The sequence below is a fragment of the Flavobacterium sp. genome, assembly GCF_031423415.1.
Lineage (GTDB): Bacteria > Bacteroidota > Bacteroidia > Flavobacteriales > Flavobacteriaceae > Flavobacterium.
The window spans coordinates 1-13,354 of the sequence record NZ_JANPFL010000120.1 but is presented as its reverse complement, the minus strand read 5'-3'; the positions used below and the strand labels follow the sequence as shown (position 1 = coordinate 13,354).

Genomic DNA, 13,354 nt, shown 5'->3' with positions numbered 1-13,354 from the left:
ACAATTTTAAGCTCCGATTCAACCAAATCAAGGAACAAATTGTTTTTTGGCTTAATTATTTGTTCAACTTCTATCCTGAAAATAATATTCCTATTTTTGTGGAAATTAAAAATAGCTCTTTTTAAGGGTTGACTAAATAATTTTATTCGTGCATCGCCAAAACAGGAATGCCTAGACGATTCGAGAATTTCTGAGTCAAACTCGGTTTGAATAATTCCACAAAGAAGTTTCTTTTGTAAGTAAGCATTGCTAATACATCAATATCTTTGAATAAAACAAAATCTAAAATGGTGTCTTGCACATCATCACTTGGAATTATAGAAAACAGTATGGGTTCGTCTGCAAACTCTTCTTCCCATTTTTTTATGGTAGAGGCAGCAACATCCGAATCATTTGTTTTTACGTACAAACATTTTACTGTAGCATTTGTTTTCTTGGCAATTTTTAGCACATCTCTAAGTGCTTTTTTGTCTTTAGATCTATACCGGGTAGTAAAACCGATGATTTCAATTTTTTTAAACTTGTAGTCCGAAGGAACACTCAAAACTGGCACATCGACAGCGGTCAAAACATTACCGGTATTGGTACCCAAGAAAAAGGCTTCCCAACCAGTAACGCCAGAAGTTCCCATAACAATAAAATCTATTTTTTCTTCCTCAATAGCTTTTTTGATATTAAAAAGTAAAGTACCATCCATCAATCGATGACTCATCTTTATATGATTGAGATTTAGCTTTTCTGCAATAGAATGAAGTTTTGAAATTTCGTCTTTAAACATATCAAATTGAGATAATTGAAGCGAGTCAAAAAGTACGTTGTAATTTTCTGGGAAAAATTGGTTGTCATACATTGGGAGCTCAAATGTGTGTAATAAAACGAGTTCACCATTTACTATTTTAGCAAATTCCAAAGCGTGTACAAAAGCATTGTTTGCAGCGTCGGAAAAATCTGTGGGAAACAAAATCTTTTTCATCTTTATGAAGTTTAAGTGATTTTATTCCTTAAAGGTAAGCAAAAAAACGGAACATATCAATGCACATTAGGAGATGTTTATGACAATTTTAATGTCACAAAAAAGTTTAAAATTGTTTAAGAGTTTAAAGGTTTAAATAACGCCTATTTTTTTCATCAAGAAAGTAGCGCTTTTATTTTTGCAAATGCCATCTCGTAAAATAAAGTCAAAATGCAAATCGTTGTTTCTTATTTCGACTTCAAAACATTTGTTGATTAAGGTTTCTGGGAACTGATTTGTGGTCAAGCAAACTTCAATATCGTGGGTGGCAATACCGCCAATGGCATTTTTTGTAATCACTTTTTTAATCACTTCGATCGTACCGTTTCGCTTGTCATCGGAATTGGTACCTCTTAGAATTTCGTCTAATAAAACAAAAGCGGGTTGGCGCTCTAATTCATCCATTATTTGTTTCAGACGCTTGATTTCGGCAAAGAAATAGGATTCGCTATCCGACAAAGAATCGGCGAGTCGCATCGAAACCAAAACGGGCATTGGATGTGCATTTGCTTTTGTAGCGCAAACTGCTGCTCCCATTCCTGTTAAGACCATATTGATTCCCAAACTTCTCAGAAAAGTACTCTTGCCCGACATATTCGAACCCGTCAAAATCATAAATGATTGAGGTTGAAAATCGATGTCATTACCTACCCTGCTTTTTTTAGATAATAAAGGATGACTTAAATTCGAGAATGAAATTTCGTAATTGGTATTCAATTCTGGGAAGACAAAATCAGGATTGTTGTAAGATACATTTGCTAAACTGTTGAGCATTTCAAATTCGCCAATTACTTTTAGCCAATCTTCTAGTACTACTGTGTGTTGATTTTTCCATACAATCAACACTTTAAATATATGCAGATTGTATAAAAATGTTCCGTTGAATAGCACTCCTGTTATTAAATTTTGAATCGTATCCATACTCGAAAACAAACTGGCTAACTGTTGGAGATGAACACTTGCCTTATCCTTTTGATAAGTCAACTGCTTTTGCAAATGGATTAATTTCTCTGCTTTAAAATCTTCTTTTTCGATTATTTGAAGCAATAATCCGTAGTGCGAAATGATTTTATCAATATTCGAAGAATGGGCGATTTCGAGTTGGATTCTTTTCATAAATCGACCCAAAAAACCAAGATTGAATACAAAAATAAGACTCAATACCTTTAGAAAAAACGAATTAGAAGTACTCCAATAAGCTACTGCAAAACCCAGGAAAAGGACTGGTGAAAGAATCAAAATTCCAATTATTACTTTTGATAATGGGGTGCTGTTGCTTTTACTCCATTTCAATATTGTTTCATAGGCTTGCTTGGTATCCTGACTTATTTTGGCCAAAGCCAAAAACTCCTGACGCCAATCTAATTTAGCGGTCAATTCCTTAATTGCTTCCTGATTGAGAATGATTTCTTCATTCGGGAGTAATCGGACACATTGTTGGGCTAATGTTTTCTTGCCTATATAAGTGGCGGTTCTGTTGTAATTCTGAAATAAAGAATGATTTCCAAAAATATCTAAATCATACCCATAAGGATGGTGAAAATCAATAAACTCTTCCCCATTTTCAAAAGGCAGTTTGTTGTTTTCTAAGTAATCCATTTCGTTGGTATTAATGGAAATAAGCGCTTCCAGCCTTTTTATTTGAAAAAGCAACTTGGTATGAAACCGCATCAATACTATAAAGGCTATCAGAAAAAAGATGGAAAGAGACAAAAACAAGTAGTTGCTTTCCTTAATGTGATAAAAACCAAAAACTAAAAATAGAACAATACTCAACAATCGAAGCAAACTGATTGTGTTGTATTTGGTTTTGGTTTTAATTAATCCCTGTAAATAGTTGCCGCTTCTAGATTTATATATTTCCATTTTTATTGAATAATATACAAATGTAAGGATTGAGAAGAATAAGTTGACAGTACTATGGCTTTCAATTATTTTAAAATAGAAACTTATTCAGATTTAGTACCTTTGCCCCCAATACGAAATACTATGTTACATAACGATTCTATAGTGGCACTTGCCACACCTTCAGGCGCTGGAGCTATTGCCATTATTCGGATTTCTGGCGAGGAAGCCATTACCATAGGAAATACGGTTTTTAAATCCATTAAAAACAAAGATTTGACCCAGCAAAAATCACATACTTTGCATTTGGGTCATATTATCGATAATCAGAAAACCTTGGACGAGGTTTTGGTTTCCATTTTCAAAGGACCAAATTCTTATACCGGTGAAAACACCATCGAAATTTCCTGTCACGGTTCGACCTATATTCAACAACAAATTATACAATTACTACTTCGAAATGGCTGCCGAATGGCCAATCCAGGCGAATTTACGCTTCGAGCTTTTTTAAACGGAAAACTCGATTTGTCCCAAGCCGAGGCCGTAGCCGATTTAATTTCTTCGGATAACGAAGCTTCCCACCAAATTGCTATGCAGCAAATGCGTGGCGGTTTCTCTAACGAAATTGCGAAACTGCGGGAAGAACTATTGAACTTTGCTTCGCTAATCGAGCTCGAACTGGACTTTGCCGAAGAAGATGTTGAATTTGCCGACAGAACCCAATTTCACGAATTATTGAATCGGATTGAGTTTGTTTTGAAACGGTTGATTGACTCGTTTGCTGTGGGGAATGTGATCAAAAATGGAATTCCTGTGGCGATTGTGGGTGAACCAAATGTGGGAAAATCAACGCTTTTGAATGCTTTGTTAAACGAAGAACGCGCCATAGTTTCACACATTGCAGGAACAACTAGAGACACAATTGAAGACGAATTGGTTATTGGTGGCATCGGTTTTCGATTTATAGACACGGCTGGCATTCGAGAAACGGAAGACCACATAGAAAGGATTGGTATTCGTAAAACTTTCGAAAAAATAGAGCAAGCTCAGGTTATTTTATATTTATTGGACAGTGTTCAGTATTCAGTAAATAGTGTTCAGTTTAGTATCGAAATCGAAAAAATTAAAAATCAGTTTCCGTTGAAACCCTTAATTATTGTCGTAAACAAAATAGATTTACTTTCTGAGGATCAAATTAATGTGCTACAAGAAAAACTTACAACGCACAGCGTACGACTTATAATCATATCCGCTAAAAACAATATTGGAATCGACGCGCTGAAAAACCAATTGCTATCGTTTGTAAATACGGGTGCTTTGAGAAACAACGAAACTATTGTGACCAATACGCGTCATTATGATTCTTTATTGAAAGCCTTAGACGAAATTCAAAAAGTAAAATACGGACTGCATACCAACCTTTCCAGTGATTTGATGGCTTTGGACATTCGAGAAGCTTTGTATCATTTTGGTATGATTACTGGGCAAGTTACAAATGATGAACTTTTGGGGAATATTTTTGCCAACTTTTGTATCGGCAAATAAATAAACATTTTATGATAAAAAAAAACACTTTTCTAAGACAATATAAAACTCAATAAAACGACAATAAAAGAAGGCTCCTTTAAAACTTTAAATTTTAAAAGAGCCATTATTTTTACCAAAACAACAAGAACTATTCTTTTTCCTCTATTTCTTCTTTGTTCAAATGCCAAATGATTTCAGCGATAAGCCCTGTCCATCCTGTTTGATGATTGGCGCCTAACCCTTTGCCTGTATCTCCATCGAAATACTCAAAAAACAAATGATTTTTATTGAAAAGTTCATCCTTTTGGAATTTTTCATATTCGCCATACATTGGAATTTTCTTTTCAGCGTCTGGAATAAAAAGGTCTAATAATCGCCTAGCAACGCCTTTCGAAGCTTCTTTAAGATTCATTTCATTTCCAGAATTGGTTGGAAACTCAACTTTAAATTCTTTGCCATAGTAGTTGTGGAATTTTTCTAAAGAGTCCAAAATCAGATAATTCATTGGAAACCAAATTGGCCCTCTCCAATTAGAATTACCGCCAAACATATCCCCTGTGGCTTCGGCTGGCGTATAATCTACTTGAATAATACCTCCATCATGTTTAAATTTATAAGGGTTATTTTTATGGTATTTTGACATCGAGCGCACTCCAAAATCAGATAAAAATTCCTCCTCGTCAAACATCCGCTTGAGAATCATTTTCATCCTATGTCCTCTAAGCGTCGAGAGTAAACGGGTTTCTCCCTCACCGTGAACAAACCAACTAGAGACTAAATTAGCTAAGTCTGGACGATTTTTCAAAATCCACTCTACTCGACGCTTGAATAAAGGTAGTTTTTCCAGTAAGTCAGGTGTCAATACTTCCACAGCAAATAGCGGAATTAAACCTACCATCGAACGGATTTTTAACAATTCGGCATCACCATTTGGTTTGTGAAGCATATCATAATAAAACTCGTCTTTTTCATCCCAAAGACTTATATGATTGTCTCCCAAAGATTGCATTGCTCCAGAAATATGGAGAAAATGCTCAAAAAATTTAGAAGCCATGTCTTGATATACCGGATTTTTTAGTGATATTTCACATGAAATTCTTAACATATTTAAGCAATACATCGCCATCCACCCTGTACCATCGGCTTGCTCTAGGTGTCCTCCTGTTGGCAAATCATAGGAACGATCAAAAACTCCAATATTATCCATTCCGAGGAATCCACCTCCAAAAATATTATTCCCATTTTCATCTTTCAAATTCACCCACCACGTAAAGTTGAGTAGTAATTTGTGGAAAATTCGTTCTAGAAAAATGGTATCCCCAACCCCTCCATTAGCCTCTTTGTCTATTTCATAAACTTTCCAAGTGGCCCAAGCATGAACAGGTGGATTCACATCCGAAAATGACCATTCATAAGCTGGAATTTGCCCATTCGGGTGCATATAGTATTCCCTAAGAATGACTAATAATTGTCTTTTTGCAAAATCGGGATCCAATCTTGCCAAAGGCAAGGTATGAAAAGCCAAATCCCAAGCAGCGAACCAAGGATATTCCCATTTATCGGGCATTGAGAGAATGTTAGAGGTATACAAGTGCTTCCAAGTACTGTTTCTACCTTCGTTTCGTCCTCTTTCTGGTTTTGGTTTAGCTGGGTCTCCTTTTAGCCATTCATAAACATTATAATAATACCATTGCTTGGTCCAAAGCATCCCTGCATAAGCTTGTCTCTGGATGGATTTCAATTTTTCGTCCGTTACCCCTTTTTGAATTGGAGCATAAAATTCATCAGCTTCTTCAATTCTTTTTTGGAATAAGGCATCAAAATCTGCAAAGGCATCTGTGGGATTAGTATTTGTAAATCGAAGGCGATATTCTTTTTTACCTAGTGCTGGAATACTATCATCATAATGTACTGAAGCCTTTGTACCAAAAGATTCAGGATTGATACTACGCCTTTTTTTATTAATTATGTAATCATTAATACCATCTTTTGAATAAGACGATTGTGCAGGTGCTCCATATAGTTTTTCGTAGTTGGTCTTGTTGTCGCAAAACAAAATATTTTTTGCTTTTTCTGCATATAAAATAAAATGTCCTACTAATTTATGATCGACTTCTATATGTGATTTACCGACACCTTTTAGTGTAGGTTTGTCTTTGTAATTCTCATAACCCCAACTCCAAGTATTTCTGAACCAAATCGTGGGCAAAACGGTAATTGGAGCCGCTTCTTGTGAGCGGTTTTCTACAGTAACTTTGATTAAGATATCTTGTTCATCGGCTTTCGCATATTCAATAGTAATATCAAAATATTCGTCATTATCAAAAACTCCTGTGTCAATTAATTCATATTCAGGTTCAAGACGTGAACGTTTTTGACTTTCAGTAATTATTTTTTCATACGGAAATGCCTTTTGAGGATACTTATAAAGCATCTTTTGATAGGAATGTGTAGGCGTGGAATCTTGATAGTAATAAATTTCTTTAACATCCTCTCCGTGATTAGACTCGGCTGGAGTTAATCCAAAATAGCGTTCTTTCAAAATACGATCTTTATGATTCCAAAACGAAAAAGCGAAACAAATATGTTGCTTATTATCCGAAATTCCTCCAATGCCTTCTTCTCCCCATCGGTACGCTTTAGAACGTGCCATATCGTGAGTGGTGCTTCCCCATGCATAACCACTTTGTGAATAATCTTCTCTAACAGTTCCCCACTGACGATCTGTTAAATAAGGACCCCATTTTTTCCATCCTTTATTGTCGTTTCTTAACTTTAATCTTGCTTTTTCTACATTAGTTTCAGCCTCTTTTTCTGACATCTCTTTCTATTTTATTCGGACGTGCAATTTATAAAAAACGAGATTAAAAACCACTAAAGAATTGGTAAAAATTGGAAGATAAAATGAATAAAAAGGCATTAATTTCAGGATTGTTTGTCTTATTAAGAAAAATTTAAAAATAATTATATAAAAATTCTAACCGAGATAATTATAATTGTAATGAACCTAACCAATAAGATTCCCTAATTATTAATTAATCTATTATTGATATTAACTTTACACTATAAATCAGTACAATGATTCTGCTTATGAATTGTTTTTTATAGTAAATTTGTAAATCTTATTTTGTTTAAATAATAATTAAAAAGTAAAATTATGGGATTTTTTTCAGCATTAATAGGCAATGCAGGAGCAGTGAGCCAAGAAAGTTTAGTCAAAGACTATGGCAAATTATTAATAGAAGGCGAAGAAATAGAATTGGGTTTCAAACTCATTCGCGATGTATTTATCTTCACTACCAAGCGTCTGATTTTGATAGAAAAACAAGGTTTAACTGCCAGCAAGATTGAATACAAATCCATTACTTATAAAAGCATCTCCAGATTTAGTATTGAAACGGCGGGCACTTTCGATCTTGACGCTGAACTTAAAATTTGGGTTTCAAGTGAAACTCATCCAAGTATTGTGAAACAATTTAACAAATCGGTAAATGTTTATGACGTTCATATGGTTTTGGCGTCTCACGTTTTGGCGTAAGTTAATATCCAACGTCTATTCGAAACATTCTACATTTATTGTAAATGCAAATCAAGGTTAAAATTTATAACCTATTGATTTTTAAAGTCTATTGATTTTTAGAACAGCCCTACGAGGTTTTAAAAACCTCATAGGGGTTAAGGCTTAATGTCGTAATAATACTTTAAAATTAAAAAAAGGTTTTAATAAAGAAATTTTTCTCATCAATCGTGATATATAATTTCTACTTTTTTGCAATTTATTCTTTCTCGTAACGTTCCATTTCACGGTCATAAAAATCATTGGCAAGCAAAATCAAACCTTCCATTTCAGCATTGAGTTCACCTTCGTCAAGGTCTTCGGCTTCTTCCATAAATTCGACCTCATCGTCTTTAAGATTGATGATGAATCTAGGATAATCAAGGTGAATGATGAAAATATCTTCAGGAAAATCGGTATTGTCGCCAAGTAAAAATTTTGGTAATTCCATTTTATGTTTGTGGTTTATGGTTTATAGTTTGTGGTTTGTTGTTCAGGGTTGATCAACAAACCACAAACTACAAACCGTTACTATTTATCTGACAAAATTACTGGTGCACTTCCTTTTCCCATAAAAATAATTTTAGTATTGGGTGAAGTTGCGATTTCTTTTTGTGCTTTTATTTGTTCGTATTGCAATTGTTTATCGGTTAATCCAGAGGAAATTATCCTTTGATAATCAGCGATACCTTGCGCTTCTACTCGTTTTCTTTCGGCTTCTTGCTTTTCTTTTTGAAGTACAAAAGTCATTTTCTGGGCATCTTGTTCCGCATTGATTTTACTTTCAATAGTAGCTTTTACAGATGCTGGAAGATTGATGTTTCGAATTAACAATTGCTCTAAAACCAATCCTCTTGCTTTAAAATCTTCTTCAATACTTTTAAAAATTCGTTGCTGAAATTCGTTTCTTTTGGTTGAATACAAAGCAACGGCGTCATAATAAACAGCATTGTCACGAATCCGGGTTCTAGTTACTGGACGAACAATTTTATCGGTATAATTGACCCCAATTTGTTTAAAAATCTTAGGTGCATCGGTAGGCGTAATTTTATACAAAACCGTTAAATCAATCACCACTTCTAGTCCATCATTCGACAAAACTCGAATAGCATCATCGCCCTCTTGAGCTCCTTCATTGTGAACAGCAGACATGGTGTAATTTTGAGTTTGAATATCAAAATCGGTTACATCCAAAAGCGGGTTAATCAAATGCAATCCACTTTCGAGAACATCTGGCTGAACGCTTCCATAAAGCGACTTCACTCCTACTTTTCCGGCATCAATCTGCTTGAACATGGAGGAAAAAATTCCCAACACGATCACTAAAATTCCGATATTTCTAATTGTTCCTGAAAACTTAAACAATGGATTGCTTGCATTGCTTTTTAAAGCAAAACTTAGAATCAGAAATATAACCCCAATAATAATTAATAGTATCATTTTTTAAAATTTAATTTGTTGAACAATTAGACGAGATCTTACAGCGGAAGTTACACCGTTTTAAGCAAAAACTTAAACTTTTACAAGTTTTCGAATGCCAATTTTTTAGTCAATCTCGCAAAGCGAATATACAAAAATAAAGCGGCCGATGTTAATCCACACAAAAGCCCAATCCAGATGCCAGTAGCGCCCAAATCAGTATGTTTTCCTAGATAATACGAAATGGGAAATCCTACTATCCAATAGGCCACAAAAGTAATATACATTGGAATTTTTACATCTTGCAAACCTCTTAACGCTCCCAAAACCACCACTTGAATTCCATCCGAAATTTGGAATACAGCAGCCACCAAAAGCAATTTGGAGGCAATAACTATTATTGCTGCATTATCCAATTGTTGCGATGCATCGGACATATTCAAAAACAAATGCGGAAGGAAATTATGCGAAATCACGAAAACAATTCCAAAGAACATTTCGACCATAATGGCCAATAAAAAAATCGAACGCGCCACGGTGATTAATTGCTTGTACTCTTTCATCCCTTTGGAATGACTTACCCTAATCATCGCCGCCACGCTAAAACCCATTGCTACCATAAACGTAGAGGAAGCTAATGTCAACGCAATTTGGTTTGCTGCCTGACTGTTTTTTCCAAGCGAACCCGAAAGCCAAATTGCCGCCGTGAACAAAGTTACTTCAAACAACATTTGCATCGCCGAAGGAAAACCAAGATTAATGATTTTTTTCAAGATGGATTTCTTGATTTCTTTGAAAGTAAAATTCTTAAAATAAGTACTGAAAGCAGCATGATATCGAAGGATATAGTGCATAAAAACCACCATCATAATTCTGGAAATGACGGTTCCCAAGGCAGCTCCCAAAATTCCCAGTTTTGGAAAACCCCATACCCCATAAATCAATACATAATTAAAAAAAACGTGAACAACATTGGCTAAATAAATCGCATACATCGAATATTTCGTTTGCGACAAACCATCAGCAAATTGCTTATATCCTTGAAAAACAATAACCGGAATCAACGAAAAAGCCACCCAATCAATATAAGGAGCAGCCAAATCGACAACCGCTGCGGGTTGGTTCATCAAATTCATTATTGGCTTTGCCAAAACAATCATAATAAAAATCGCAATGCCTAAAAGTGTACACAACAACAAACCGTGGTGAAAAGTAGTTCGGATTTTTTTTTCGTCTTTCTCAGCGTCGGCTTCTGCAATCAAAGGTGTTATGGCAGTTGAAAATCCAATCCCCAAGGACATGCCAATAAAAATAAAACTATTGCCTAAAGAAACCGCCGCCAACTCGGTAGAACCAAGGTTTCCGACCATAAAATTATCAACAATTCCTATCAAAGTATGTCCCAGCATTCCTAGAATTACTGGGAAAGCCAATCGTACATTATAGGAGAACTCTCTGGTGTATTGGGAAAAATTCAATTTCGTTTATTTGGACGGCAAAGGTAACGAGAACGAATTGATTCTATCCATAGATTTTCAATAATAAAGACAACTTTAGTGGTAGCAATCCAAAAATTATATAACAAACTAGGTTAATTCTATAATAATTTCGAAAGGTAGCTCACGTACTTTTGCACCGTTAAAAAAACACAAAACGAAAATTAAACTTATGAAAACTACAAAAAAAATTACATTGGTATTGGTATTAGCGATCTCAATGCTATTCGTTACTAATTCGAATGCACAAGACACGAAAGCAGCAACAAATTATGATCAAGGATTCCGTTTAGGAGTTGGTGTAAATGCAGGATACGCTGCGCACGATCCTTATAAATTGACTTTAGGTGCTGATGCAAGAGTGCAATACGACTTGTCAAAAAGATATTCTGCTACGCTGACGACCGGATTTACAAATCTTTTTGTAAGCAAAGTAGATGGATCTGATGTAGGGTTCATTCCTGCAAAATTAGGTTTTAAAGCCTTTATTTGGAACGATGAATTTTATGTGATGGGCGAAGCTGGAGCGGCTTTTGCGGTGACAAATGGTTATCACAAAACCTCGTTGCTTCTAGCGCCAAGTATTGGCTATGCTACAAAATATGTCGATATTTCCTTGCATTACGAGTTCTATAATGACTTTGCACGATTGAACAATAATGGTAGTTTAGGCAAAGGTGTGGGCCAAGTTGGCGTGCGTTTGGCTTACGGTTTCCAATTGTAAAAATTATAAATTCTTGAAAAATGCGCTGAACTTCAGCGCATTTTTTTTTTTGGAAATAATTTTCATTATGAGGGTACAATAATTCTAAGCACTTTATTTTTTAGGAATCGTTCTTTATTTACCCCGATTACACCTATACAATAAACTAGTATAGCAAAATTTAAAAACACATATAGTACAATCGCTTTATGAATGTTGTTGCTGCAGCTATTTTAAGGGAATCTGCACATTGTAAGAATGTCCCAGCGTTTCGTTTACCGCACAAAGCAAGGCCACTAGTTTGCCATTTTCGAAGAACAACTGGGGCCTTTCCAACGCTTCCAGTTTATTTGTGGTACCATCCTCCCATTTAATATTCAAATCGGATACCAGCGGATGTTTGGCTAGTTTCCAATCTAGGCCATCAAGAGAATAAAAAAGCACCAGACTGCGGCCTGCACTGGTAAACGCACCTTTCATATCTTTTACAATGGCATAATAGCAATTGTCCTGGTACCAAACATACGGATCCTCTGCCGGAAAGTCTGCATTTTCAGCCGTAAAAATGGGTTTGTTTTGTTTTACAAATGGACCTTCTGGTTTTTCAGCAATGGCCGTGAGATGTACAACCGTACCGCCAAATGGCTGCGGTTTTTGACGGGCAACTGCTTTGTAAACCATTAGGAAACGCCCATCAGGCATTTGAGTTACTGAGGGATTGGCAACCATCTGTGCATCTAGTGCTGTAGTATCTTTTGAAATAGCAATGATGGGCTGATTGAACTGTTTCCACGGCCCGTTTGGGTCATCAGCAATAGCAACACCTATGCGCTGGTTGTTGCGATGTGTCCAGTTTAGTTGGGGACTGGTAATTTTACCATCTCCAAAATTACCCGTGTAGTAGAGATAATATTTTCCGTTGAAAAAATGAACGGTCGGATTGTGCGTGTACATTCCATCCCAGTAGTCACCTCCCCTATGTGGCAAAGCAACATCTTTAAACACAAACGGGCCAAATGGCGAATCAGAAACGGCGTGAGCAACCTCTGAACTAGTCACCCAAGCCATCATTCCATACTTACGTGGCCATCGCGAATAGAAAAGGTGGTATTTATGGTCAATATGCGACTTTACTAGCGTTCCACACCAAATATACTCGGTGTCGCTACTGAATTTTGCAGTCATTGGTATGGGTTGAATCATACTGTTGAGGTTTAAATCCTGCGCCCTGACAGGCACTATCCCAAGTAATAAAGCATTAAAAATTAATACCGCTGTTTGTAATGTAACGAAGTCTTTCATACTTATTAACTAGTATGGTTTTGAAAAAATTAATGCAAAAATTAATATTTTAATTGTAAATCAACACAGTATCTTCCGGGACTATACTCTCGTAAATGGGCACGGATTGCAAATCCGCGCTATCGGGGCAGAAGTTATTGTATTTTTACATCGAATCTTCCATTTTTTAATTCTAGTTTATTGTTGTTTATGTCAAATACATCTCCCGAAAATGTTCCTGAAATTATTTTACTAACGAAATCTAATTTTGTAATGTAAACATTAAAACTATTTGCTCTTGAATAAAATTGCTGTTGTACTGAACCGTTTATTTCTTTACCAATATATATTCGTGGGGTTGTTGGATAACCAACTGTCTCGTCCTAAAATAAGTTTACATATTTATACTTAATCCTAAAATAGATTTACAACTCATTTTTAGTCCTGTTATTGGTTTACAATAATAGGACTTTTTACATAATAATTCTTCCATAATTTTTCAGTTTTTATATTAT

Annotated in this window: 10 protein-coding genes; 3 read left to right on the top strand and 7 right to left on the bottom strand. The window is 35.4% G+C overall.

Going from position 1 to position 13,354, the window contains the following annotated elements; translation table 11 throughout:
• Nucleotides 1–142: 142 nt before the first annotated feature.
• Both RMO83_RS10370 and RMO83_RS10365 read right to left on the bottom strand, forming a co-directional pair.
• Nucleotides 143–973, bottom strand: a complete 831-nt coding sequence (locus tag RMO83_RS10370) for a universal stress protein (RefSeq protein ID WP_310559609.1) — start codon at nt 971–973, stop codon at nt 143–145.
• A gap of 132 nt (nt 974–1,105) precedes the next feature.
• Nucleotides 1,106–2,878, bottom strand: a complete 1,773-nt coding sequence (locus RMO83_RS10365; RefSeq protein WP_310559608.1) for a MutS-related protein — start codon at nt 2,876–2,878, stop codon at nt 1,106–1,108.
• Between the two features lie 123 nt (nt 2,879–3,001).
• On the opposite strand from RMO83_RS10365, the gene mnmE reads away from it, so the two are divergent.
• On the top strand, nt 3,002–4,402 hold the full coding sequence (gene mnmE / locus RMO83_RS10360) for a tRNA uridine-5-carboxymethylaminomethyl(34) synthesis GTPase MnmE (protein WP_310559607.1): 1,401 nt from the start codon (nt 3,002–3,004) through the stop codon (nt 4,400–4,402).
• A gap of 130 nt (nt 4,403–4,532) precedes the next feature.
• On the opposite strand, the gene RMO83_RS10355 is transcribed toward mnmE, so the two are convergent.
• Complete coding sequence (locus RMO83_RS10355) at nt 4,533–7,205, bottom strand: MGH1-like glycoside hydrolase domain-containing protein (protein ID WP_310559606.1); 2,673 nt, start codon at nt 7,203–7,205, stop codon at nt 4,533–4,535.
• A gap of 336 nt (nt 7,206–7,541) precedes the next feature.
• Between RMO83_RS10355 and RMO83_RS10350 the strand changes: the two genes are divergently transcribed.
• Nucleotides 7,542–7,922, top strand: coding sequence for a PH domain-containing protein (locus RMO83_RS10350; RefSeq protein WP_310559605.1), 381 nt, complete (start codon nt 7,542–7,544; stop codon nt 7,920–7,922).
• Nucleotides 7,923–8,160: 238 nt separating this feature from the next.
• Here the strand turns inward: RMO83_RS10350 and RMO83_RS10345 are convergent, their stop codons facing one another.
• The 3 genes from RMO83_RS10345 to RMO83_RS10335 form a co-directional block, all read right to left on the bottom strand.
• Nucleotides 8,161–8,391 carry a hypothetical protein gene (locus RMO83_RS10345; RefSeq protein ID WP_310559604.1) on the bottom strand — a complete coding sequence of 77 codons (231 nt, stop codon included), beginning with the start codon at nt 8,389–8,391 and terminating at the stop codon, nt 8,161–8,163.
• A gap of 80 nt (nt 8,392–8,471) precedes the next feature.
• Entirely contained in the window at nt 8,472–9,380 is a 909-nt protein-coding gene (locus RMO83_RS10340; RefSeq protein WP_310559603.1) for a prohibitin family protein, read from the bottom strand.
• A gap of 80 nt (nt 9,381–9,460) precedes the next feature.
• Nucleotides 9,461–10,837 carry an MATE family efflux transporter gene (locus RMO83_RS10335; protein WP_310559602.1) on the bottom strand — a complete coding sequence of 459 codons (1,377 nt, stop codon included), beginning with the start codon at nt 10,835–10,837 and terminating at the stop codon, nt 9,461–9,463.
• Nucleotides 10,838–11,027: 190 nt separating this feature from the next.
• On the opposite strand from RMO83_RS10335, the gene RMO83_RS10330 reads away from it, so the two are divergent.
• Nucleotides 11,028–11,579 carry a hypothetical protein gene (locus RMO83_RS10330; protein ID WP_310559601.1) on the top strand — a complete coding sequence of 184 codons (552 nt, stop codon included), beginning with the start codon at nt 11,028–11,030 and terminating at the stop codon, nt 11,577–11,579.
• Between the two features lie 207 nt (nt 11,580–11,786).
• Here RMO83_RS10330 and RMO83_RS10325 read toward each other — a convergent pair whose 3' ends face one another.
• Nucleotides 11,787–12,860, bottom strand: a complete 1,074-nt coding sequence (locus RMO83_RS10325; protein ID WP_310559600.1) for a glycoside hydrolase family protein — start codon at nt 12,858–12,860, stop codon at nt 11,787–11,789.
• Between the last annotated feature and the right edge of the window lie 494 nt (nt 12,861–13,354).